The organism is Oscillatoria sp. HE19RPO (genome assembly GCF_024220515.1).
Taxonomy (GTDB): Bacteria; Cyanobacteriota; Cyanobacteriia; order Cyanobacteriales; family Laspinemataceae; genus Laspinema.
In genome coordinates, this window is record NZ_JAMXOT010000030.1 from 1 (window position 1) to 26,317 (window position 26,317).

Below are 26,317 nucleotides of genomic sequence, written 5' to 3' on the forward strand. Positions count from 1 at the left end.
GGGGACCGGAGGACCGGAGGACCCCACCCTAACCCTCCCCTTGCCAAGGGGAGGGGACCGGAGGGGACCGGAGGGAGGGATTGCTTCTATTTGAATCAGTTTAGCGAATCCCGGAATGCATCAGCCGGTATTTCTCATCCCCGCAGCGATGCCGTTGATGGTTAACAAGGCCCCGCGTAGCAATTCGCCCTTGCTGTAACGGGAGTGAATCACGCCGGTTACGGACTGACTTTGATGTTCGCGCAGGCGTTTGAGGAGGGAGACTTGTAATAAACCCAGGGGAACGATGGTGGCATTTCGCAACTGAACCGATCGCTGTAAATCCGGGTCTCCATCTAACAGCCGTTGATGTTCGGTAATCGCCAGCACTAAATCGCGAGTGAGGTTAAATTCGCTGGCAATTTGAGTGAACAGGGCTTCAAAGCGATCGCGATTTTCCGGTTGGGTGAGTTCCCGAACATAGTGATGGGCAATTTCTAAATCCACCTTGGAGAGGGTCATTTCTACTTTAGAAATTACCATCTTAAAGAACGGCCATTTTAGATAGAAATAGCGCAGGAGTTTCAGATGTTCTTCCGGTTCCTGTTGTAGGAAATTATTCAAGGCAGTTCCAACGCCGTACCAGGCAGGGAGGAGGAACCGAGTTTGGGTCCAGCTAAACACCCAAGGAATGGCCCGGAGGGAACCTAAATCCCTTTTGCCGCTACTGCGTCTGGCGGGTCGCGAGGAGATTTGTAACTTACTGATTTCATCAATGGGGGTGACTTCATGGAAGAAATCGATAAAATCAGGTTGTTCATAAATCAAGGCGCGATAATGTTGGCGAGAGCAGTCAGCCAACTCTTCCATGATTTGATTCCAGGCTTCGATATCATCAAAACCGGACCCGAGTAAGCTACTTTGAACCACCGCACTGGCGATGGTTTCTAAGTTATAAAGGGCTAACTCAGGTAAGGTGTATTTACTGGCTAAAACTTCCCCTTGTTCGGTAATTTTAATTCGCCCGTTAATACTGCGACCCGGTTGAGCTAAAATCGCCTCATAAGCTGGACCGCCCCCGCGACCGACCGACCCGCCACGACCGTGAAAGATGCGGAGGACAACGTTGAAGCGATCGCCAATCAGTTGGAGGGCTTTTTGGGCTTTATGAATTTCCCAGTTACTGCTTAAAAATCCCGAGTCTTTATTACTATCGGAATATCCCAGCATCACCTCTTGTAATTTAGGAACCTGAATGTGAGAAGATTTGAGGTTGGAAATGTTTGGGGCATCCGTTTCAGTGACAGTTACTGGGAGGGCATTTTGGTATCCTCCAGACAGTAAAGCATGATAAAGCGGAAGTTCAAACAGGTTCTGCATGACCGTCGGTGCACGTTTTAAGTCCTCTACAGTTTCAAATAAGGGGACAACTTGAATTGTTCCCATACCTGTAGCGGGGTCATAAAGACCGGCTTCTTTAGCAAGTAGGAGGACTTCTAACAAATCACTGACATCACGGCTCATGCTAATGATGTAGGTTTGACAGATTTCCAAGCCAAACTCTTCTTGAAGCGCCCGCAGCATTCTAAAGGTGCAAATAATCTCGCTGGTTTGGTCAGAAAAGGGCAATTCTGCGGGGATTAACGGACGTCTGGTTTTCAGTTCGGTCGTCAACCATTCGGCTTTTTCCGCTTCCGATAGGTCATCGTAAGGGCGGGGTAAGACTTGCAGGTATTCTGCGATTTCTGTGATTGCTGTACTGTGGCGAGAGGACTCTTGGCGAATATCTAAATGGGCCAAAATAAAGCCATAGATTTCGACTTGGCATATGAGTTGTTCCAAGTCTCGACAGCTTAAGCCGGTTGCGGCTAAATTGCGTTGAATCAGGCGCAATTCGTCGAGAAATTCGGCACCCGAGTGATACATGGGAGCATTTTTGATATCGCTCAGATGGCGATTCCAGTCCGACTCGGTGTAAAGACGCTGATTGCGATCGCGGGTATTTTCTAAGCGATGGCAGATATAGGCGAGTTTTAACCGATAGGGTTCCTGTCGATAGCGAATGGCCAGTTTCTCATAGATTTCTGGCATTTGCAGTCGGTCTTGTTCCAGGGATTCGAGGAGTTCTGGTAAGACGTCACTCCAGTGCAAAGACAAAGATAGGAGTTGGGTCAGGCGATCGAGGGAACCCATGTATTTGTCTAGAATTAACTGCCGCTGATAGCAGGCGGTTTTCCAGGTAATAGAAGGGGTGCAGTAGGGATTTCCATCGCGATCGGACCCGACCCAGGATCCGAATTTGCAGAAGTTGTACCGGGGGGGTTGCAGATAGGGAAACGACGCTTGCAACGAGCGTTTTAACCGTTGATGAAGTTGAGGGACTGCATCAAATAGTACCTCTTTGAAATAGTGGAGGCTATAATCGACTTCATCGAGAACCGAGGGTTTAAACTGATGCAATTCGTCCGTTCGCCACCATAGGCGAATTTCTTCAGTGAGTGCCTCTATGAGGTCTTTCGTTTCGCAGGATGTAGTTTGGCTATCCGGTTGCCGACCTTCTTCTAGGCTGTCGAGTTCTTGCAGAATTTGAGCCAACCGCCGTTGTTTAGTTCGCAGGGTATGACGGACAATTTCCGTCGGGTGAGCCGTAAACACCAAGCGAATATCCAGACTTTCCATGATTTTCTGGATTTGCTGCGGGGGGACATTCAACTGCTTTAATTTTGGAAATAAAGCGGAGAAATGGGCTAATTCCCGACGGCGAGTAACGGTCTGACTTGCGAAATAAGGGCTTTCTTTGGGAACGTCGAATTGCTCATTTTCGGAGACGATCGTGTTAGGTGCTCCCGCACCTCGCAGGCGATCGCGCTGCTCGTAATGTTGTTCGACAATGTTAATCAGTTGGAAATACAGGGCAAACGCACGAGCGGCCCGAATGGCATCATTGAGGTCCAACTGTTCTACCAATTTCAGAACACTGGATTCTGAAAAGTTGCAGGCTTGTCCCTCAGAGGAATACATCGCTCGCAATTGCGCCAGTAGAACCACTAATTCCTGACCGCATTCAGTCCGCAGGACGGACTCCCATAAGTCCTCGACAACTTTGAGACGATGGCGTAAAAACAAGTCGGATGAACTAACTGTCATAACAGAATTTGAGGGTTCGAGTCGTAAAGTCATCAGAACCTCCTGAACGATTGGAAAACACCCGGTCTACACTGGGTAAAAAACGACTCAAGGGACGGTGATCCCGGTGAGGGAATGAATGGTATTTTTGCGCTGATAATGGATAAGTCGGTGAACCTCAATAAACCCAACCTGTAGTTACATAATTCAGACCCAAGAAAGGTTGTTATCCCGCCAAATCCGGACAACATAGTTTTTCTGTCCCCAATTCTATTTTTACCTTGATTCGGTTCAACGACTTCAATCCAATTCATCAAAGCGCGGGTCGATGTAAACGGGTTAAACTAGCACGTGAATGGTCAGAACACCGTTACGGTGCCACCTTGATCGCCAGCCACTCTAATTGAATCGCGATCAAGGCGCGGCTCGAATCGTCTGACCGAATTAAGCACCTGTGCCGAAACAGGCTCCCACCTCTTTGACTCCCCTCGCTGCGAGCGAGGGACTGGCAAGGCTTAGACAGGTGTGGTGACTCAAAAAACTTTAGTCGGTTAAAACAAAAGGCGAGTCTGCCCTATTCTGGGGAATCGAGGGATAACCCCCGGTTTGTTTCGAATCGGATGCATGAACCATCCCAGCCTGAGCCAGGTCAGCTATTAGCTAATTTTACGGTCGATTCGGGGATTTTTAGCAGGCTTCGTGCCTGGAGGCGATCGCAGTCTGGACGCACTCAGTTTACCCCCTAACTGCTCCTAAATCTCGCTTTCTTCTCGATCCAATCTTCTGAAACTACCTAGGATTAGCGGCTTTAATCAACTAGATTTCCTGACAATTGCAGTCTCTGGCGCTGTTCAATCCTCAAACCGCCCCCCTCAGTTTGACCGTAAATTTACATAAAGATTAAAATAGAGACAACAGACCGGGTATTTCACCCGGGTCTGGTCTCGGGGTTAAAGAACATCAAGGGGTCCCCCAAAGCTGAACCGATTGGCAGGCATTCTGCCATCGGCGATCGCTGGGAATCTGGCTCTAGCGGCCCCTTGATGGCGATTCAGTCCTCCTCGGAATGGGGAAAATTCAGGACCGGGAGGCGATCGCCTCGAAACACTTCTTCACTCGCTTGACCCATTGATTGCAGCATTTGACTGACGGCTTTTCCCCCCAACAAAGCCCCTAGGAAGGGCGGGGTGAGTAAAGTAATCAGCAATTCTGAGGAAATTTTGACAAAAGGCTCATTGGCATCAGGATTCAAGGAGGTAGGTTCGCTGTTCGGTGAGTTCGATGAGTTCATAGGGACCTCGGTTCTAGGTTGACAACATTATTAAAATGAAATTCTGAGCATGACCCGGTTAGGTCATCTCAACTATGACAAAATTTACGGGTTATGCTATTTGGAGCAAACCCAGTCCGCTACTGGGACCACAATCCAAATACTCCCGATCGCAGATTATCTGTTGTTTCAGCAGTTGCCAGACTCATCTTGAACAGCCATCAGGCGGAAATCTGGATCGGGTCACATCCACTGGCATCCAAGGGTTTCGGAGAGTTCCCGGGATGATAGGCCCGAAAAAAACTCTCCAGTTGATCGCGGTAAACAACGGGGTTTCAGACCCGTTTTGAACAGATAAAGAGCGGGGAGAGGAATCATTAGATGGTAAACACACAGGAGATGGTGCAGACTAATACAGGGACAACCCTCACCCAATGGGCCTCCGAAGCCTTAGAGGTGCCGGGGGAAAATATTCATCTGCGTTTCCGGGGAAACACCCTGCACATTCTCTGGGAAAGCGAACACTGTCCATCAATGGCGATCGCCGTCCCTAGACTGACAGATGCCCTCAAAAAACAAGGCATCGACAGCCTGTTACCCCCGGATCATCCCTCCATTGATGAAATCTTTCTCTACGGTCGCACCCAGGGGACAAAGCGTCCAGATTGGAGTGTGCGAATTGAATCCAGTCACTCCAATTCCCCAACACCCAAGGACTCGCGATCGTCTGAGAACGGACCCTCCTCTGCCGAACTCCAACCCACTCCATCGCATCCACCCACTCCTCCCACTCCCCCCACAGAAAATCTCCCCTTCTCCATCACCGATGCGCGGATGATGCTCAAGGTTCAGAGTCGGGCCTCCCTGGGAAATCCAGAAGCTGAAGCCCTGCTGGCTAAAGGGATGGCGCGATATCTCACCGAAACCCTCAGCCTCTATTCTATCTCGGTCAAAGTCCTGATCCGACCCCTAAAACGGGCCGATCGCTCCAGGTGCGATCGGGCCTATCCCCCGCGCCGTCTCTGGATCTTCTGTCAGTCCCCCGCTTCTGCTGATGCCACCTCCCTCGCCTTGCCGATCGCCGATCGCTTGCGAGAACTCCAGTTAACCGGATGCAGCGATGCCGCCATTCTCGGACGCATCACCCCCGATGGCAAACCAGAATTGCTCCTGCGAGTAGACCTCACTCCCACCAAAGAACGGCTCAAAAGCTGGGCCCGATGGGGAGATATCCCGGCCATCACTCGCCTCTTAAATCTGGCGGTTGCCTCTAAGGGTCTGGAAGTCGGCGTGGTCCAAAAAGACGCCACCCTGCATCTATTCTGCGGCAACTCCACCCCAGACTCAGACCCCAGCGCCACAGACTCTCCCCTCGCCGCAGCGGATAAATCCCTCTGCATCGAGGCGATCGCCCCCATTCTCAAATCCCTCTCCCCCCAAGGACTCCACGCCGTTACCCTCTATGGCTGTCGCTACGGTCGCCAACTCGACACCCCCTCCAACGCCCCACCCCTGTGGGTCGATTGGCTCGACTTACCCGCAGCCCGGGACCCCCTGCTCGCCCTCTCCCCCCAGGAACTCGCCACCCAAGGCAACCTGGACGCCCTCCAGTTCTTGCTCGATCGCCTCGTCAATCCCGAACTTGATGCCAAACTCAATGGCAGTGGTCTTGCCGTCTTCCTCCGCCAAGACCCTGACCTCCTGCATATCATGGTCGAAGGCTCCACCTGTCCCGACCAAGACACCCTCGCTCCCCTCGTCCTAGAATTCCTCCAGGAATTGCACCTAAATGGGGTCGAGGAGCTTCGTCTCTATGGTCGTCAAGGGGGAGATAAGCACCCCTCCTGGCGCTACCATACCGCCATTTCAACCCCCTCCAGCCTCCTCCCTCCCGAGCCGGAACCGACTCTAGACACCCTTGAAGACCCGACTCCAGAACCGCTAGAAGCCCCGGAACCCGAGTTAGCCGAGGCGGAAACGCCCGAACCCGTCATCGCCTTTACCCACGGCGACCCCGATGCCACAGAGGACCTCCCAGAAGCGGTAGAGTCCATGTTTGCCTCGGACCCACCGGAGGAATTACAATCCTGTCTGACCCGACAGGTGATCCCCCTTGCACCTCGGGAGCGTCCCTCCCCGGGTTGGGTCACCCGCCTCTTCTTGCTCACAGGTTTATTTATTCCCGCCAAAACCTTCCGTCGGGGTCCGGCAAGCAGCACTAAAGTCGCCTTGATTTGGGGCTTTCTGGGTTTATTAGTCATGTTGCACACCGATTGGCTCCTGGGTCGTGCTGCCTTGTTCCCCGTCTCCTCCTCCCCTGCTTTAGAAACGGCAACGATGCCGGGAGAAACCCAGGCAGACCCTAGCGCCCTCCCCTTGCGGAGTCCCGAGGACCGATTGAGTCTCGGTGAACTCTCCTTGAATCCATCGCAGAACGATGGGGATGCGATTTTTAATGGCTCTAGCTTTACGGAATTTCAGGAGGACCCGGCGATCGCCGTTAACCCCGAGACTCTGCCACCCTTTGACTATCCCACTTTTAACTCTCAGCAGTTAGATGAACAACTGCGGTTGTATTTGCAATATTTAGCCACCTCGGGTCCCCCGGATGTGTTGATTATTGGCAGTTCCCGCGCCTTGCGCGGCGTGGCTCCCATGACCATTGAGGAGTCTCTCTCTTCCCGTTATCCGGGACTGAAGGTGTTTAATTTCGGCATTAATGGGGCCACCGCTCAAGTGGCCGACTTTGTGGTTCGCGAACTGATTCCTCAAGAGCAGTTACCGAAACTGATTCTCTGGGCTGATGGAGCCAGGGCCTTGAATAGTGGTCGGAGCGATCGCACCTTTGAGGCGATTTCCCGGTCCCCTGGATATCGCCATTTGCTCCTAGGCAATCGACCTCAGATCCCGGACATGGCAAAGGATGATGATGCCAGTCAGTCCCTCTCATCCCTGAGTGAAAGCCTCGTCCAACGGGCTCGGACTGGGTTAAATGTCAAGGAAAGTTATGAAAACCTGGACTTGTGGATTAATGAGAAGCTGGCATCGGTGTCCGCAAATTATGAACACCGCGATCGCCTCCAAGGTTTTCTGCGGGGTCAACTCCTCTTACCGATCGCAGACATCGCGAGCAATTTCATCCCCGAACCCAGTCGTGTCTCCCAAGAGGCGATCGCAGAAACCACCACGGACACCACATTCGAGTCCGTGGAAGAAAGCATCATCGCCTTAAGCGAAGAATCCGCAGCGTTATCCAATTCCGACACCCCCCAACCGGCCACCCTTTCTAATGGATTCTTGCCCTTATCCGTGCGGTTTAATCCCATGACCTACTATGAAAAACACGCCAGGGTTTCCGGGGACTATGATGCCGATTACGAGTCCTTCCAACTCGCAGGAATCCAAACCGCTGCTGTCACCAACCTGCTCGAATTTACCCGCGAACATCAGATTCCCTTGGTGTTTATCAATATGCCTCTAACTCAGGAGTATTTGGACCCAGTGCGCCTAGAATATGAGCGGGAATTCCAAAAATATATGCTGAGTTTATCCTTAGAAAAAGAAGGACTCAGTTTCCGAGACCTCAGTCAACTTTGGCCAACAGAAATCGATCGCTTTTCCGACCCCAGTCACCTCAACCGCTATGGTGCACATGAGGTTTCTAACCGTTTATCCCAAGACCCCATGATTCCTTGGCCCCAAACTCAGTGAGGATTAACAGCGAAATTCAATCCAATAGTTTGTAGTGACGACTTCAGTCGTCATCCGGATGGGTTTCCCTAGCCAAATCAAGAAACGACTGAAGTCGTTACTACGAACCTGGGAAATTGAATCCAATAGTTTGTAGTGACGACTTCAGGCGTCATCCGGATGCGTTATCCCAGTTGAGAAAACTCCTCTGCCGATAAAAATCAAGAAAGGACTGAAGTCGTTACTCCGAACAGGGGAAATGCAATAAAATAGTTTGTAGTGACGCCTTCAGGCGTCATCCGGAAGAAACGACTGAAGTCGTTACTACGAACAGGGGAAATTCAATAAAATAGTTTGTAGTGACGACTTGAGTCGTCATCCGGAAGAAACGACTGAAGTCGTTACTACGAACGGGTAAAGAATCAGCGGATTAGTCCCGACGAATCCAGCTTAATAACCAAGAAAATAGGGCAAAAACAATCGTCCCTACGGCAATACTAATCAGGATCACCATCATGAATAATGCGATGGAGGGGGACCGATCGGGGGGATTGAGGGGTTGATCTACACTGAGGTAAATGGAACTGGCAGCGACAACGGCAGCAGTTCCCACTCCAACGGCGATCGCTTCGAGTTTGGTTTCCAGATGTCGTTCGCGATCGATGCGTTCGATTTCGACAATTCCCCGGATGGTGGCGATCGCGCGATCGACCAGTCCCTTGCCATGCACAAAATAATCTAAATCCGCTTTAATTCGTTCTTGAAAATAAGGCACTTCTTGTCGCGTAAAATTTTCAACAAAACTTAAATCAATCGGTTTTAAATAAAACACATCTAAATTTTGCTTGCGCTGAATTTCATCTAGGGCTGCATCATATTTTTTCGCATCAATGGCAATCGTATTTCGATTCCGTTCTAAAACTTGCTGAAGTCGGGAATATTCTAATGCCAATCCAGGCATGATTTTGAGTTTTTGCTTCAGGCTTTCTAAATATTTATAACCGACTCTTTTATTCGGCACTAAATTAGAGATTTGTTGATTAACCTCAGAAATAATCCCCTCAATTTGTTCATATTTTCGATAAGTTTCCTGGTATCCACTTCGCGTAAAATCAAAACTTGTCAATATTTTATTGCGATAATAAAACAGCTCGATTAAATCCCAATAGGAAGATTCAAATTTTCGTTTGAGGGTATCATCTCGAAAGAATAAAACTAAAATGTGACGATAATCGGACTGACTCTCTAAGGTTTCAATATCTCCAAATTCAAAAATTGGACTACCAAATAACCGCCCTTTGTTGCTATAAGCAGGCCGTTTTTTTGGGTCCTCAATCAATTCCTCGATACATTGACAGGCTAAGTTTTTTAACCCTTCAGGAGAAAACTGCTTTTGCTCGTCGGTTAAATCGGCAGTGAGTAGGAGAGTTTGGCCTAACGAACTTTGGATAAAGTCGGGGAGTAACAGGTTTGCATGGGTATTAAATTGGCCATAAATTGAAATAGGAACAGCGTCAGTTTGACGCTCATTTTCTTTTTCGGGCCGACGAATATTCAAGGCTAAAGCATAACTATCATAAATCCGACGGGGACAAGCAATCCCGGTGAAATTGACGGGATATTCATCCAATTTCAAAGTGCCTTTAAAGTCGATGAGGCCGTTTTTGTGGAGATTGACGATATTGCCCGGTCCTTCTTCTTTGGGGTCGTAAGCCTGCTCTCCTTTCGGTGCATAATAACCCAACAAATCCAGGGGATTTTCATACCCATATTGATTGAGAATTTGTCCGAGTTTTTCCCATAATTTTTCTGCCCCCGGTACAATTTGGGGTTCAGAACGAATGCCGCTTTCATGGCGCAAATGAAAGGCAAATAAATGAAGGTTTGGGGCGTTTACTTTTGGAAGATTCATGACTAATTTTCTATATCTTCTGATTAATGCTGTCGGAAATGAACCGTGAAACTTCTGGAATTTACCAGCATGGAGACTGATGGTTCCGGGTTAAGTTCCATCATTTAGATTCACTCTGTTTTCCGGTTTCAAGCCCTCGTATCTTAGCGGAAGGGTTTATTTTGGGTAATCCGTCGATAGGGGGAAGTTTCATGCTTGACTGAGGGTTTTTACCGCTGGGCTACGCCTCAAATAAACCCCGATCGCCTGATTGCTGAACTTTAATTTATGTCATGAATTGTCCTGATAATTGTGATAAAATATTAGACTCTTAAGTTAGGGGTTTTTAGTCGTGGCTAGAGGGAGTGAAAACCCATAAACTAAACTTTTGTATAAAATTTTATAAAACAGCAGAGAATCTCCAATCCGTGAATGGTTAAACAGGTGAATGGATCCTTGAGTATTTGTGCAGCCCCACCCTAGACGCGATCGCGATCGCGACCTGGATTGATTTTATCATCCCTTTGCCATCAAGCGGCGATTTTTAAACCCCGTTGACTTCCCTGACAATCCTTCAATATCCCTCAGCTTCAATTTGCCGAACTGCCGTGAGTGCGGAATAACTCACCCCCGCAGTTCCTTCCCCGGGATGGGTGGAATCTCCCACTAACCACAGATGGGGAATCGGAGTCCGCGTCGCTAGTCCAAAGGGTCCAAATGTCGCTACACGCTGCCCCACGCCTCCGACAATCCCGCGATCGCGCCCCGTAAACCGGGCAAAGGTGCGCGGGGTCGCCGATTCCTGATAAACAATCGTCTCTGGATTCAGGGTAAAATACCCTCCCAACCGGGCGACTGCCTCAGTTTCATACTGTTGCTTTAACTGGGAATAATCCTCACAGTTGGTCCAAATTTGCGTATTCGTAAACGAGGAAGCAGTAATCGTTGCCATCCCCTCGGGCGATCTTCCGTCTCCCACCCGACTCACGGACACAAATAAAGAATTATTCTCCCCAATTTCTCCCTTATAATCATACAAAAATTGTAAATGCGGGGGACAATTCTCCGGAATCGCTTCCTGTTTCACTCCCAAATAAACCACAAATGCCCCGGATGCCGGAGGCAAATTCTCCACCCGACGCCGATATAACTGCTGAAATAAGTTTTCTGAACCTTTAGGCAACTCCACCAGGTTGACGAGATTTTGCACCGGCACATTGGCAACAATTAAATCCGGTTGTTCGGTCCAAATTTCACCAGTTTTTTGATTGAGAATCGTCACGGTGGATGCGCCGCTTTCTGGGACCTGAATCTGTTTGACCGTATGGCGCATGAACAGTTCGCCCCCATGTTTTTCTAACCCTTCGACGAGGCGATCGCTCAATACTTGCATACTCCCTTTTAAATGGGATAACCCTTGGGGAGATTGGGACACCCCTAACGCTGTTGCTGCATATAATAACGCCGTTTCCTGGGCATTCACCTGGGAATATAATTTCAGTTGCAAATCCAAAAAGGTTTTCAGCCGCTTGTCTCGTTGTAATCCCAACCATCCCAAGGCATCCCCTACCGTCATTAACGTAAAGGGAACCGTCACCATCGTATTGGGACGCAGGGCTTTTATTAACTGCCAAACATCCCAGAAATTCCTGGGAGGTAACACCGGATCTCGGCCTTGAAACTGCCAGGAAGCGCGAAACAAAGTAGCCATTAACTGCCAAAAAGTTTCGCTACCGGGAAACTGGCGCTGCCGTTCCAGTTGCCATTGTTGCGGGTCCCGCCAAATATTAATCGGGGTGGTTTCTCCAGGCAGAAATACGGCGCAGGCGGGGTCACAGTCTGTTGCTTCGGGCAGATTGATTCCTAATTCTGAAAAAATCCGGTGATGAATCCCCCCCGGTTCTAATCCAGCGACTTGTGTTGCACCCACATCAAAGGTAAATCCCTGTCGTCGGAAGGTCGAAGCGCATCCCCCTGGAACGATCGCCAGGTCGAAAACCCGCACTGCATAGCCTCGTTTGGCTAATAATGCCCCGGCAGTTAACCCGCCAATTCCTGCCCCAATCACAATAACGCGAGGTTGGTTTTCACCCTGATGATGGCTTGACATTCGAGTTTAGCTTTACATTTTTTAATATTTTTTTAATTGTAAAGGATTTTTCACAATTTGGGAACGGTAGACGATGGGCAAAAATTGACAAGTGAAAAAGTGTAGGGCCTGATACTGACCGTCTCCCCTATCTGAGATTGGGGACTTTTAGGGAGAGTTTAACCCGGGGCATTCTGTAATGTTCGTAAAAATAGGGCAACGGTTAAGGGGTGGTAAATAGGGCGAATGGCTGTCAATCCTGAGTCTTAGATAGAGTGGACATAGTAGATGATTCCCTGATCGGGTGAAGGCGATCGCCTTGTGAATTAGACTAGGATGGTCGTGCCGACTCGAAGCATTTCATCATCGGACCCGGACTCGACAATATCCAGTTCACAGGCGAGGTCACTGATTTCCAAAATGTATTGAACGGAAGTATTTAAGTTGCACAAACTTAGGCGTTTGCCAGTTTTGCGAACTAGGCGATCGACCGCCAATAAGGTGCTGACCCCACAATGACCCAAGGACTTGACCCCGGCCAAATCAATGAAATAATGGTTATAGTTTTCCGCCACTAAAGCTGCTATTTTTTGCTGAAGCATGGCGGAGACTTTTACATCTAAATTGCCCTGGGGTTTAACAATGACGTTCATGCTGGTTCTCCTCCAAAACGGTCCATTGAATGGTTACCCTGATTAGCGATTCATCTGATGCCCCTGATAAAATCGGCCAACTGGTGTTGGTTTTTACTGGATGAGGGAAAAATCCTATCCGTTCCTATTATATGGGGAATTGGGGGATGGGGGAGAATTGGCGGATGGGGGGGGAATTGGCGGATATAACGGGTTAACAATCCAATATATTTGGAGATGTAATCAAAGGGCTAGATATTGGGGGCGATCGCCTGGGGGTGAAGCAGCTTGGCAAAGCAGAAATCTGTGATTGTGCCCTCCCCATTGCATGAAGAATGATTAAGATAGAAGAAGAAATCTCAAATAAACGAGTATCTAATGACTTCAACGCTTGTTAAGTTTTCCTCTCTCCCTCGTCTGAACTGCCCCAAGATTCATCGACTCCCCAATGGATTGACGATTATCGCAGAACAGATGCCAGTGGAGGCGGTGAACCTGAGCATTTGGGCAAATGTTGGTTCGGCGGTGGAATCCGATGAGATCAACGGGATGGCCCACTTTTTGGAGCACATGGTTTTTAAAGGAACCCAACGCCTGGAAAGCGGAGAGTTTGAACGCCGCATCGAGGAACGGGGTGCTGTGACAAATGCTGCTACAAGTCAGGATTATACGCATTACTATATTACTTCCGCCCCCCAGGATTTTGCCGAACTCGCCCCCTTACAAATTGATGTGGTACTCAATCCGAGTATTCCCGAGGATGGGTTTGAACGGGAAAGACTGGTGGTTTTAGAAGAAATTCGGCGATCGGAGGATAATCCCCGGCGCCGGATTTATTCTCGGGCAATGGAAACCGCCTTTGAACGATTGCCTTACCGTCGCCCGGTGTTGGGTCCGACGGAGACGATCGCCGGATTGAAGGCACAGCAGATGCGGGATTTCCACGGAACTTGGTATCAACCGCGATCGCTGACTGCTGTTGCTGTGGGCAATTTACCCGTGGAACAATTAATCGAGATTGTGGCAGAGGGGTTTGAAAAAAACGGACGTCCCGCCTTCTCTCTTCATCCCAACTGGCAACTCGCCACCGATGACGAACAACTCATCCCTGAACCCAGTCAAGTCATTGGCGCAACTGGAGAACCGGCATTTGAGAACATTGTCCGCCGGGAATTCATCGATGAAAAACTGCAACAGGCGAGACTGGTGATGATGTGGCGCGTTCCGGGATTAACGGAATTAAACAACACTTACGCCTTGGATGCTGTCGCCTCGATTTTGGGACGGGGACGGATGGGACGGTTAGTGCAAGATTTGCGAGAAGAGAAAGGCTTAGTTTCGGGCATTTCGGTCAGTAATAGTAGCTTTCATCACCAGGGGATTTTCACGATTTCTGCTCAATTGCCTTCGGAAAATCTGGAGAAAGTAGAAGCAGCAATCCAGGAACATCTTCGCACTTTCCATCGAGAGATGGTGCGGCAATCGGAAATCGATCGCATTGTCACGCAGGTGGTGAATCGGTTTATCTTTAGTAACGAGACCCCCAGCGATCGGGCCAACCTCTATGGATATTACCACTCTCTGATGGGAGATTTAGAACCGGCGTTCAATTATCCCACCCACTTACAGTCTCTCACGCCCGAAGACATCCAGCAAGCGGCATTAGACTATCTCTCGGCGGATGCTTATGGGGTAGTGACGATTAAACCGGCTGTATAATTCACGGAGTCCCCAGGTTAGGAAGACGCGAATTATCGCGTCTTTTCTATTTTATGGAGAGTTGCGATCGCCGGAGTGATCCCCAATCCGGTTGGTAAAAGTCGGTTTTCGCGCTTTAGCCCGCGCAGGCGGGCTTCGTTTGTATAGCCCCACCCTTGAGGGTGTGGGTTTTTACCGACCGATCCCAACCGGATTCCGGATGAAATGATCCGACCCTTTGGGAAACCCGATGGGATATAATTTGGGGTAGTGCAACCCTAGAAAACCCTAGAGAGCGATCGCACCCTTGCGCCTTTCCCCCGCTATATCACCCTACCCCTGAAATTGAATATGGAAGCATCAAATTTAGCCCTCAAACAATTATGCAGACATTTGGCCGGTTATCAATGCGAATTGTCCGAAATCAACAACTCCTTACTAATTGGGTCAATCCAGAATGGATTACTGGAACTGGATTATTATGTCGATGTAGAGGATGAATTCTATGAAGAAATCCTCGAACTCCTCGCCTTTTCCGACTTTGCCCCCTTTCTAGAAACCCTGCGTCTATCTGCCCCGGATGAAGGCATCAACGGAACGCGATCGTGGAAATTAGAACCCTTAACCCAAGGAGAAGGAACCTATCAAAACCTGAGACTGTTAGACATCCAAGGCACCCAACCCCAACACCACAATCGCACCATTCTAGGCGACTTTACCGAAGAGGGCATCGTCGCCCGACTCCTGGATAAAATGCCCAATTTAGAACAACTCTCCATTCCCTCCGCCCCCAGTCCCGCCTTCTTTAACCGCCCCCCTCACCCCTTAAAACACCTCACCCTCCAAACCGGCTACGATACCCAAAATTTTATTCTAAACTTAGCCCAATCCACTTGCTTTAGTCAACTAAAAACCCTCGATTTCACTGACTATTCCGAAACCTATATCCAAAATTACCAACAACACAAAACCCCAACCTCCCATTATTTCCATCTCTTTAACTCCACCGCCCTCCCCCATTTAGAAACCCTCACCCTAAGACATTCACTTTTAACCGAAAAAGACACAACAAAATTAAAGAAAACCCAATTAGGAACCCAACTAGACCTCCTAAAAATTCTCCCCTGTTCGTAGTAACGACTTCAGTCGTTATCTTCTCAATCCTCCGCCCCATCCCATTCTGTGAAAATCCGTGAAATCAGTGGTTAAATATATCCCACCCCTAAAATCAATCTCACCTTTCTTGTGGTAACCCCAGATTTCCAGCGAAATGATAAAGCCTCCACCCCCTCACATTAAATTTTCGAGGTTAATAACCTGTAATCTCTAATATTTGTTGACAAAACTTCCTTTCCATGATATTAGCAACTTACCCGGCAAAGGAAAAATCCCAACCCACTTCCCCCGGAAAAAGGAGATATTTGCAGAAATCGACAATTATGATTGCCTTGTAGAGACGTCCTTTCTATGATTAGGGAAATCCCGTGCAGTTAGTGTGAGGAAATAATCGTGAACCTGGAATATCCCGAAGATCTCAAATACCTTGATAGCCATGAGTACGTCCGCCTAGATGGGGAAATTGCTACCATAGGGATCAGTGCCTTTGCCCTGGATCAACTCGGGGACATCGTGTTTGTGGAACTGCCCGATATTAGCGAAGCCCTAGAAAAAGGCTCGACTTTTGGTACCATTGAGTCAGTTAAGGCAGTAGAAGACCTCTATGCCCCTATCTCCGGAACCATTGTAGAACGGAACAATGAAGTGATTGAAGCCCCAGAACTGATTGGAGACGACCCCTACGGTGAAGGTTGGTTGCTGAAGGTGCGGATTAATGACCCGGATGAACTTGATGATGCGATGTCCGCGAATGAATATCGCGCCCAAGTTGAAGGAGAATAGCTTCGGGTTTGCACCACTCCCGTCTGAATTGCTAATATCAGCCCCCATCCGGAACCGATATAAGAAATTTTCAGAGTAATCATGCTTCCGGTGATGTTGTAGGGGCGCACCCCGGTGCGCCCTCCCTGTTAACCCCTCTCCCCGATTCCCCAACTCATGCTAAATTTCGAGACAACCGTGAACGACACAGATTTAGTCAAACAGTCTGCGCCTACTGCCGAATCTCAAGGGATAATCACCCCCGATGCTTTTGTCAACCGACACAATGGACCCTCCTCCGATGAAATTGAGCAAATGCTGCAAGAAGTCGGGTTTTCCAGTCTGGATTCCCTGATTGAATCGACGATTCCCAGTCGGATTCGCCGCAATACCCCCCTGAATCTGCCGCAACCCCTCAGCGAAACCGCCGCATTAACCTATCTCAAACAAATCGCCTCCCAGAATCAACTGTTCCGGTCCTTCATTGGCATGGGATACCATGACTGCATCACCCCGCCCGTGATTCAGCGGAATATCCTAGAAAATCCTGGATGGTACACGGCATACACCCCTTACCAGGCAGAAATTGCCCAGGGACGATTGGAGGCCCTGCTGAATTTCCAAACGATGATTGTGGATTTGACGGGATTGGAAATTGCCAATGCTTCCCTGTTGGATGAGGCGACAGCAGCAGCGGAAGCGATGACTTTGAGTTATGGGTTTTGTAAAACCAAGGCAAATGCCTATTTTGTCAGTGAGGATTGTCATCCCCAAACCATTGAAGTGGTCCAAACTCGCGCTAGACCCCTAGGGATTGAGGTGATTGTTGGCAATTTTAGACAATTTAACTTCGATCGCCCGGTGTTTGGAGTGTTGTTACAATATCCGGCAACCGATGGGGCGGTTTATGACTATCGGGAATTTGTGGAACAAGCGCATACTGCTGGCGCAGTTGTCACCGTTGCAGCAGATATTTTGAGTCTGGCATTACTCACTCCTCCCGGTGAATTTGGGGCGGATATTGCTGTAGGAAGTACCCAACGGTTTGGAGTCCCTTTGGGTTATGGGGGACCACACGCCGCCTATTTTGCGACTCGGGACGAGTATAAACGGCAAGTTCCGGGACGAATTGTGGGAGTCTCTAAAGATGTGAATGGCGATCGCGCCTTACGCTTGGCCCTACAAACCCGCGAACAGCATATCCGTCGGGAAAAAGCAACCAGCAATATTTGCACCGCCCAAGTCTTGTTAGCGGTAATTGCCTCCATGTATGCCGTGTATCACGGTCCCGGAGGCATTAAACGCATCGCCGAAACCGTCCATCATCTCACGGTAATTTTGGCTGCCGGATTAACCCGTCTGGGATACCATCTCGGTTCAGAACCCTTTTTCGATACCTTGCGGGTGGAGTTGGGGACAAAATCCCAGTCAGAAATTCTCGCAGCAGCAACGAATCATCAGATTAATCTCCGGGTTTTGGATGAAACCACCCTGTCCATTAGTTTAGATGAAACAACGACCCTGGAAGATTTGCAGAATCTCTGGGCAATTTTTGCCAGTGGGGAACCGTTGCCGTTTACGGTGGAACAACTGGCGCAAGAGGTAAATAGTCACTTTGACTCGCCCTTTGCCCGGACTAGCAGCTATCTCACTCATCCGGTGTTTAATCGCTATCACTCAGAAACGGAACTGTTGCGCTATCTGCATCGCCTGGAATCCAAGGATTTATCTCTCACTACTTCGATGATTCCCTTGGGGTCTTGTACGATGAAGCTGAATGCCACAGCAGAGATGATTCCCATCACTTGGCCGGAATTTGCCAAGATTCACCCGTTTGCACCAACTGCACAAACCCAGGGATATCAACTATTATTCCAGCAGTTGGAAGCAGGGTTGGCGGAAATTACCGGATTTGCCGGGATTTCTCTCCAACCGAATGCCGGTTCTCAGGGGGAATATGCGGGATTGTTGGTGATTCGGCAGTATCACGAACATCGCGGGGAGTCGCATCGGAATGTCTGTTTGATTCCGACTTCGGCACATGGGACGAATCCGGCAAGTGCGGTGATGTGCGGGATGAAGGTGGTGCCGATCGCCTGTGATGAGAATGGAAATATTAATGTTGAGGACCTGAAGGCGAAGGCGCAGAAGCATTCTGAGAACTTGGCGGCGTTGATGGTGACTTATCCTTCGACTCATGGGGTATTTGAGGTGGGAATTAAGGATCTATGCCAGGTTATCCATGATTGTGGCGGTCAGGTGTATATGGATGGGGCGAATCTGAACGCCCAAGTGGGGTTATGTCGTCCTGGGGATTTTGGGGCGGATGTCTGTCACTTGAATTTACATAAAACCTTCTGTATTCCGCATGGGGGTGGCGGTCCGGGGATGGGGCCGATTGGGGTGATGCCCCATTTGGTGCCGTTTCTGCCGGGACATTCTGTGGTAAACGTAGGGGGTAATGAGGCGATCGGGGCGGTTTCTGCGGCCCCTTGGGGAAGTGCGAGTATTCTGCCTATTTCCTGGATGTATATAGCGATGATGGGTTCGGCAGGATTAACCGCAGCGACTCAGGTGGCGATTTTGAATGCGAATTATATTGCTAAACGGTTAGACCCGTTTTATCCGGTGTTGTATAAGGGTAAAACGGGGTTGGTGGCCCATGAGTGTATTTTGGATTTGCGATCGCTGAAAAAATCGGCGGGAATTGAGGTGGAGGATATTGCCAAACGGTTGATGGATTATGGGTTTCATGCGCCTACGGTTTCTTGGCCGGTAGCGGGGACGATTATGGTGGAACCGACGGAAAGTGAGTCTAAGGAGGAGTTGGACCGCTTCTGTGAGGCGATGATGGCGATTCGGGAGGAGATTCGGGAGATTGAGATGGGGACGATGGATCGGGAGAATAATCCGTTGAAGAATGCGCCGCATCCGGCAACGGTGGCGATCGCCTCGGATTGGAATCGTCCTTATAGTCGGGAACAGGCGGTATTTCCGGCCTTTTGGACGCGAGAGCACAAGTTTTGGCCCTCGGTGGGACGGATTGATAATGCCTATGGCGATCGCAATTTAGTCTGTGCTTGTTTACCGATGGAATCCTATTCCCAGGAGTAATTTTAGGGGATTGGGAATTTAGGGAAAGAAAGGGTGCGATCGCGCCCTTTCTTTGATGCAGAATTTTCTCTGATGAGGATTTAAACCATGAGGAAAAAAGCAGGTATTTTTTGCCCGGAATTTTCTCTAAGGGAGATTTAACCCGGGGTTAATTTGAGGGACTCTGAGGCGGGGGGTTGAGAAGGAGTGAAGTCGGGAGGAAGTGGCGATCGCCTCGGGTTAAACATACCGAATATGGGTTCTGCGCGACTGACTACACCTCACCCTACAACCCTTGCTACAGAATGCAATTATTTTTCTCAACGGTTAGACTGGGGGATTTTCGGGCAGTCGGAAATGGATAAAACCCTTTCTCCTTCGGGACTCAAACGGGAAATTGCTAAATTTTCCCCGATACCCGGAAAATAGGGAACCCATCCCCCAAGGGAGACGTCTCAATTTCGGAGTGACTAAAAATCCGACCTCAGACCTTCCTTTACCGATCGCCTTATTAAATGTACTTATTTCAAGTTAAAACTGAATCCCTGATTCCCCCCTTATCGATTCCTCCCCTCCTCGGGAAAAAATCGGGTTTCCCTGCAATTATCACTTGATTTTAGGGACTTAAGTGAATTTCACTTATAAAAAATTCAAGGGAGTCAATTCAGTTGATATTTTCAAGAAATCAAGAACCATTAAAGTGCCTCGTTCTTTTAATTTTCTGTGTTGCAGTCACTTTCTCTACATTTTTTTAAAAATTATTCCCATGACATCCATTGGTCTATTTCTGTTCCCAATTTTATTTATTTTTTAAACGGCTGAGTTTTTGAGAACAATATTTTATAATTTGCGAGTTTTTACTGAAATCACTGAATCACTTAAAGGTAATAGTTTAGTTACAAAGATTAGCTTGTTTAGACTTTTTTCAGAAAATTTTAAAAACCCCATTCTTTAAATCATCAGAGTTGCTGAGGACTCATACAGAAGGATGTAAAGGGTCTAATTTTTTATGAGTCATTAACTTTTTCCTGAAATAAAAACTCAGTAAAATTTTAAATCTTAAAACCTGTAACTCTCTGCTGGAAACGCATACAGACAATTTGGGGTGCGAGACTTTGCCTTGTTTATCCCACAAAGGGGGGGCGACATTGCAATGAGTTTGTCAACCCTCAGTGAGGGGGTAAACCTAAAAGAAAAAGTAAAAAAATCAGCAAAAATACGGAAGGCAACTGACTCTACTTTTGGGTAAGTTAAAGCTGATGTTCGACAAGTTCTGAAGGCTTCCATGCTTTAAATTGACTTGAGAGGGCGCTGGCTAAAAAAATAAATTTAAACCATCGGAAACATTCTCGGAACAATCAAGTCTAACCACTTAACGGGAACATCCTCTATTTGGCAAATGTCAAAGAAGGGAACAAGGAAATTCAAAATCTTGTCTTTCCTTGATGTACCGCCTAATCAGTAGTAAGTCAGGATACAACGGGGTGTTTAGAAGTGGACATCATTATTAAATTACAAAATTCCCGAGTTCAAATTAAGGATGATGCTCAAGATGTCCTCAGACCATCTAAGCGAACAAATAAACATTCTAAATCAGGGAATCCCTACCTCTTATAGGGAGCATCTATAGCGAAATCAGTCCCGGAAACGGGAAACCCGGCTTTCCGTTTCCACCGACGTAGTTCCCCGACCTTTTATTGACCCTCAAACACTGGAGCTCATTTATGTTGACCCAAGAAGAATTGCTCGCAAAAATTAACGGCACCACCACTGACGTAGAAGCCACAGCAACCGATGATGAAACCGTCGTGGTAACCCCTGCTGAAACCACCGAGGAAGCAGCGCCACCGGAAGAACCTGTGGAAACCACCACCACGGATACCACGGTTGTAGAACCTGTAACGGCAGAAACGACTGCGGTTGTGGAAGAAAGCACAGACGCCGAAGCCCTCCCAGAAGATGGCACTGCCACGGATACTGACCTAACGACCGCAACTTTTCTGGAGGGAGAGGCCCCAGCAGATGGCACCGTCAGCGATGCGGACCTGATCGCCACGACTTCTGTGGTGGAAGATGGCACGACAGAAGATGGCACCGTCACCGAAGGGGAAGAAGCTGTGGAAACGACTTCCGTCACCGAAGAGGGTGAAGCCACCGCAGAAGATGGCACCGTCGCCGAAGGTGAAGAAATGATGGAAACCACTGCCATGACGGAAGAAGAAATGGCAGAAGCCGAAGCCATCCAAGAGGTCGAAGAGACCGGCTTATTTGATGAAGCCCACTATCTGGCCGAAAACCCAGATGTGCTAGAAGCGGTCATGCAGGGAGAAACCACTGCGATTAGCCACTTCGTCCAATTTGGGATGAAAGAACTCCGCAGTTTCAACGCCTTTATCGACATCAAAGGCTACTTGGAAAATAACCCAGACGTTGAAGAAGCCGTCGAAGAGGGCGAAATCACCCCCTTTGGTCACTTTGTGCGCCACGGCCAGTTCGAGAAACGGGTGGCCCATGCCTTGTTCAAAGCCGAAGAATACGAAGCCTTCAATCCAGACGTTCAGCAAGCGGTTGCCGAAGGTACAATCACCGCTTGGGGTCACTTCCTACAGTTTGGCTGGAAAGAAAATCGTCAATTTAGCTCCTTCTTCAATTCCGAATATTATCTCCAGCAAAATGCCGATGTTGCACAAGCTGTAGCCTCCGGTCAAATTACAGCTACCGAACACCTGTTTAAATTTGGCCTGAAAGAGCAGCGCAAGATCCACCCCTTGATTGACCTGAAGGTGGTTGCCGAAGCCAACAGCGAGAACGTTCAAAGCTTCTTCAACGTGAGCGAACTCTCCAGCCTGAGTGGATTCCAGCTCATCTCTTACGCCATCAATGTTGCCTTCACCCAAGGATTGCAAACCTCTGAATCCTTCAGCTTCAGCAGCCTGGAATCTATCTTTGGGTCGCAGTTGACGAGCATTTTCAGTGTCAGCAGCTTCTCAGAAATCAACATTGAGCAACTGTTCGCCTTCTTCGGTAGCGCTGAAGGTCAGGACCTCTTAGGCAGTGCCGGTGGCGATGATCTGAGCGATGGCAGCGACAGTGACCTCGATGGGGGTAGCGACGACCTGGATGGAGATGACGCCCAAGACGGATCCGATCCCCAAATCGTCTTTGATAACCCCAACTTGGTCTCTTCGGGTAATAACCAGAATATCCCCCCCGACGAAACCCCCGAAGCGCCCACTGGCGAAACTCCAGAAGAACCCACTGGCGAAACCCCCGAAGAACCCACTGGCGAAACTCCAGAAGACCCCACTGGCGAAACTCCAGAAGACCCAACCAGTCCAGCACCTGCTCCGACTGCGTTATTCAACGTCCAATACCTTGTCAAGAACAACCTAGAGGCACTCCAAGCACAGTTTGCCAGCTTTGATTTCAACAATCTCACGGCAGAACAAGCCGAGGAAATCAAAGAATTCGCTGCGGCAGAAGGATTGAATCCTTCCCCCTTCGTCAACTTGAGCTACTTCGAGTCTGCGGTTAAGACCCAAGTTGAGACCAAACTGCTAGAGGAAGGGATGACGGAGGAAGAAATCTCCAGCCTCAGCTTGGAACAGTTGCTGGAAAAATCTCTGGAACTGGGATTTAGCCCCACTCCCTTAATCGATTTGTCCTTCTTCAAATCGTCTAACAGTGTTGAACTGACGAAACTGGCGGCTAAACTCGGAGTCGATATCTCGACCTTCTCCAATAAAGAACTGTTTGAGTTCGTTGTCAAAGAAGGTATCGAAGCCGGTTTAAATCCGTCTCCCTTCTTCAGTGTTGGCTACATCAAGAAACTCTACAAAGAAACCATTCGCGAGTTTTACAGCGTCGAAACTATCTCGGAACTGGAAACCACTCAGGTTCTGGATCATGTCTTCAGTAGCGGTGAGTTTGTCTTAGATGTCAGCTACTATCGCGCCACCTATACGGCAGAACTTGATGCCTACGCCAAAGAGTTGTTGGGTGACGAGGCTGCCACTGGCGAAGACCTCAGCGAGGATCAGGTGAAAGCCTATGCCTTTGGCGAAGGGATGGAAGCTGGGTTACAGACTTCTCCATTCGATATCGAAGGCTTCAGCGTCCAATTTGAAGCCGAACTGAAGACTTTCTACAGTGTAGAGTCGGTTGAAACCCTCAGCCAGCATCAAATTTACAGCTTCATGGTCACCGAGGCGATCGCCCAAGGACTGGAAGTTAGCGAATTTATTGATGTCACCTACTATCAAAGCACCTTCGAGGCGGCCCTCGTTGCTACCTTTGAACTGACCTCGATTACTGAAATCACCGCAGAACAAGTGGTCAGCTTCATGTTCGGTGATGCTGCTCCCTTCATCGATGCGGAATACTTTAAGCTGAAATACGGTGAAGAAGTCACCGCTGACGGCACCGCAGTTAAAGACTTGAGTGGCAAAGAACTCCAGTTCTACATCTTCAGCGAAGGCTGGGAAGCTGGATACACCAGTCTGTCTGCCTTCGACCTAGAAGCGATTACCGCTGATACCACGATTTCCAGCCAACTCCTGACCTTCTACGGTGTCACCTCCATCGAAGAGGTTACTTCCTCCCAGATTGTCTCCTTCATGAGTGAGGAATCCTGGAAATTCGGTATTGACCTGTCTGCGTTCGTTGCTGCAGAAGATATCGAACTCTATCGTGAGCAAAATGCTGCCCTTCTGGCGGAATACTACGGCATTGAACTCACGGAAGTGGAAACCCTCAACAGCGAATTGGTCCTCGACTTCCAGTTTGGCGGTGCCACTGAGGTTGCTGACATTGAGTACATCCGCGCTACCTTGGGTGAAGAGATTCTGGCAGTGGTAAGCGCCGAAGATGCTACTATCACCGACGTGAGCCAACTGACTAAGCTGCAAATCGTTGAGTACCTGTATGCACAGGAAAGCCTAGAAGAGGTCAAACTGTCCGCCTTTGATGTGGACGGATATGTAGAAGCCAATGGTGAGGCGATCGCCGAAGCCTTGGGGATCGAAGTTGATGCTCTCAGCGAGATTGACACCAAGCAAATCGAGAAGTTCATGCTCAAAGAAGGCGTGGCACTTGGTTTGAGCTTAGAAGGATTCGTGGAAACGGCATACATCCAAGAGGCTTATGGTCTGGCGATCGCCGAATCCCTGGAAATCTCGATAGAGGAAGTCGCCACTCTCGACAGTGCCGCAGTCCTAGAATGGGTCAGCAGCGAATTCTCCGGACTCGATGTCAACTTCCTCGCCTACCAGTTCGAGCAACTGACTGAAGCTCAACAAACCGAACTGTTGACCGGCTTAGAAATCACCGTCAGCGAAGGCGCATCCTTGAGCGTCGAACAAGTCCTTCAGATTGCCTACAGCGAAGAATTCAAGGCAGTCTTAGAGGTTGAAGAACTCAAACTCAGTGCGATCGACCTGAGTGCCTATCTGACCGACAACACTGAGGCATTAACAGCCTTCTACGGCGGCGAAAGCAGCCCCATCAAAGTCAAGAGCGGTTCCTTCAAGCTCGGTAAGAGCGGCTCATTTGGCTCATCGAATTCCTTCAGTGGTTCCGCTAAATTCAAGAGCGGTTCGATGAAGCTCAAGAGTGGTTCTCTGAAACTCAGTGGAGCCCTCGACGAAGGTGGTGACTTCGATGTGAACACCCTGAGTGATAAGCAAATCATCAAGTTTGCTCTCACTGAAGGCGTGAAACAAGGCATCGACCTCACCCAGTATGTGGATGTTGATTACCTCAAGCAAGAGTTCACCGTTGACCTGGCGCGTCACTACAATATCGAAGTGAGCACCGTTGTTGACCTCAAGCAAGAACTGGTTCTTGATTACCTCTATGGCGGTCTCTCTAGTGAGATTGACTTCGAGTTCGTCGGTACTCAGTATGCAGCGGAAATCAGCAGCCAGTTTGGAGTCACCGCTGAACAAATCACCGATGCTCAAATCCTAGAATATGCTTACAGCCAAGTGGCTTCCGGAGCAGACTTCTCCTTAACGCCGGTTGATGTGGAAGGATTTGTAGAGGAATATGGGACTCAGCTTTTGGAAATCGCTGGTGCCTCCTCTACCTCGGGCGTCTTCAGCAAGTCGGATATCGTCTCCTTCATGTTCAACCAAGCGTCTGAACTGGGCATTGATGTCACCCAATTTGTAAACATGGATTACTATACCGAGAACCTCTCGGATAAAATCCTGGCGAACTACAGCCTCGAAAATGTCTTCAACATCAGTGGTGGCCAAGTTTACGACTTCATGAACACTGAAGGCATCGCTGAAGGGTTAAACACCTCTGCCGCGATTGACTTAGAGTGGTATAAGACCGAATATGCCACGGTGCTGGAAGAAAACAAAGCACAAATCGACGTGGATGGCAACGGCGAAATCTCTAACAACGAACTCTTCGACTATGTGACGGGTGCGGGGTTAGAAAACGGTCAAGATCCATCGGAGTTGGTTGACTTCGAGTCCTATCTGGCGGAAGGATCGGCCTCAGTAGAAGCCCTGCTGGCCTGGGCTGGCTCCACCTCCATCGAGCAAGTCAGCTACTCACAAACCCTAGAGTATATGTTCACTGCCGGATTAGAAGCTGGGTTCGCCCCCACTCCGGGTCTGGATGTGGATGCACTGAAAACTCAAAATGCTGAAGCTCTGACTAAGTTCTATAGCGCCAGCTCTATCACGGAAGTGACGAACGTCCAAGCGTTCAACTACGTCTACGGTTCCGGTTTCCAACAACCTGAAGAAACCACCGTGGTGTAATGTGACTCACCAAGAGGGCGGGGGCGATCGCCTCCGTCCCCCCACGGAACAATTTGGGCTAAGGGAACTCCAAAAAATAAAACCTTCAAAAAACCCGCAGGCTCAAGCCTGGGGCTACACGGACAAAGCGGTGCCTGCGCGGGCTAAAAGAGCCTTGTTAGGTGCGATCGCATCAAAGCAAGGATGATTTATTTG

General features: G+C 49.0%; 13 protein-coding genes. 8 read left to right on the forward strand and 5 right to left on the reverse strand.

Annotation, left to right across the window (positions count from 1 at the left end; translation table 11 throughout):
• Positions 1 to 120 precede the first annotated feature (120 nt).
• Positions 121 to 3,159, reverse strand: a complete 3,039-nt coding sequence (gene ppc / locus NG833_RS03385) for a phosphoenolpyruvate carboxylase (RefSeq protein ID WP_254563922.1) — start codon at positions 3,157 to 3,159, stop codon at positions 121 to 123.
• A 997-nt stretch (positions 3,160 to 4,156) separates the two neighbouring features.
• Entirely contained in the window at positions 4,157 to 4,396 is a 240-nt protein-coding gene (locus NG833_RS03390; protein ID WP_254563923.1) for a hypothetical protein, read from the reverse strand.
• A 360-nt stretch (positions 4,397 to 4,756) separates the two neighbouring features.
• On the opposite strand from NG833_RS03390, the gene NG833_RS03395 reads away from it, so the two are divergent.
• On the forward strand, positions 4,757 to 8,086 hold the full coding sequence (locus NG833_RS03395; RefSeq protein ID WP_254563924.1) for a hypothetical protein: 3,330 nt from the start codon (positions 4,757 to 4,759) through the stop codon (positions 8,084 to 8,086).
• Between the two features lie 409 nt (positions 8,087 to 8,495).
• Here NG833_RS03395 and NG833_RS03400 read toward each other — a convergent pair whose 3' ends face one another.
• The 3 genes from NG833_RS03400 to NG833_RS03410 all read right to left on the reverse strand — a co-directional run bounded on the left by NG833_RS03400 (position 8,496) and on the right by NG833_RS03410 (position 12,698).
• Positions 8,496 to 9,977: a hypothetical protein gene (locus tag NG833_RS03400; RefSeq protein ID WP_254563925.1), complete on the reverse strand. Its 1,482-nt coding sequence runs from the start codon at positions 9,975 to 9,977 to the stop codon at positions 8,496 to 8,498.
• A gap of 553 nt (positions 9,978 to 10,530) precedes the next feature.
• Positions 10,531 to 12,066 carry a C-3',4' desaturase CrtD gene (crtD, locus tag NG833_RS03405; protein ID WP_254563926.1) on the reverse strand — a complete coding sequence of 512 codons (1,536 nt, stop codon included), beginning with the start codon at positions 12,064 to 12,066 and terminating at the stop codon, positions 10,531 to 10,533.
• 305 nt (positions 12,067 to 12,371) lie between these two features.
• The gene (locus NG833_RS03410; protein WP_254563927.1) at positions 12,372 to 12,698 is read right to left on the reverse strand and encodes an STAS domain-containing protein; all 327 of its coding nucleotides are present in this window, start codon (positions 12,696 to 12,698) and stop codon (positions 12,372 to 12,374) included.
• A 357-nt stretch (positions 12,699 to 13,055) separates the two neighbouring features.
• Between NG833_RS03410 and NG833_RS03415 the strand changes: the two genes are divergently transcribed.
• The 7 genes from NG833_RS03415 (at position 13,056) to NG833_RS03445 (ending at position 26,309) form a co-directional block, all read left to right on the forward strand.
• Entirely contained in the window at positions 13,056 to 14,396 is a 1,341-nt protein-coding gene (locus NG833_RS03415; RefSeq protein ID WP_254563928.1) for a pitrilysin family protein, read from the forward strand.
• Between the two features lie 330 nt (positions 14,397 to 14,726).
• Entirely contained in the window at positions 14,727 to 15,509 is a 783-nt protein-coding gene (locus NG833_RS03420; RefSeq protein ID WP_254563929.1) for a hypothetical protein, read from the forward strand.
• A gap of 375 nt (positions 15,510 to 15,884) precedes the next feature.
• Positions 15,885 to 16,274 carry a glycine cleavage system protein GcvH gene (gcvH, locus tag NG833_RS03425; protein ID WP_254563930.1) on the forward strand — a complete coding sequence of 130 codons (390 nt, stop codon included), beginning with the start codon at positions 15,885 to 15,887 and terminating at the stop codon, positions 16,272 to 16,274.
• A 156-nt stretch (positions 16,275 to 16,430) separates the two neighbouring features.
• The gene (gene gcvP / locus NG833_RS03430; RefSeq protein ID WP_254563931.1) at positions 16,431 to 19,367 is read left to right on the forward strand and encodes an aminomethyl-transferring glycine dehydrogenase; all 2,937 of its coding nucleotides are present in this window, start codon (positions 16,431 to 16,433) and stop codon (positions 19,365 to 19,367) included.
• A 186-nt stretch (positions 19,368 to 19,553) separates the two neighbouring features.
• Positions 19,554 to 19,775 carry a hypothetical protein gene (locus NG833_RS03435; RefSeq protein WP_254563932.1) on the forward strand — a complete coding sequence of 74 codons (222 nt, stop codon included), beginning with the start codon at positions 19,554 to 19,556 and terminating at the stop codon, positions 19,773 to 19,775.
• 1,295 nt (positions 19,776 to 21,070) lie between these two features.
• A complete protein-coding gene (locus NG833_RS03440; RefSeq protein WP_254563933.1) occupies positions 21,071 to 26,122 on the forward strand; it encodes a hypothetical protein in 5,052 nt (1,683 codons plus the stop codon).
• Position 26,123: 1 nt separating this feature from the next.
• Positions 26,124 to 26,309, forward strand: coding sequence for a hypothetical protein (locus NG833_RS03445; protein ID WP_254563934.1), 186 nt, complete (start codon positions 26,124 to 26,126; stop codon positions 26,307 to 26,309).
• Positions 26,310 to 26,317: the final 8 nt, after the last annotated feature.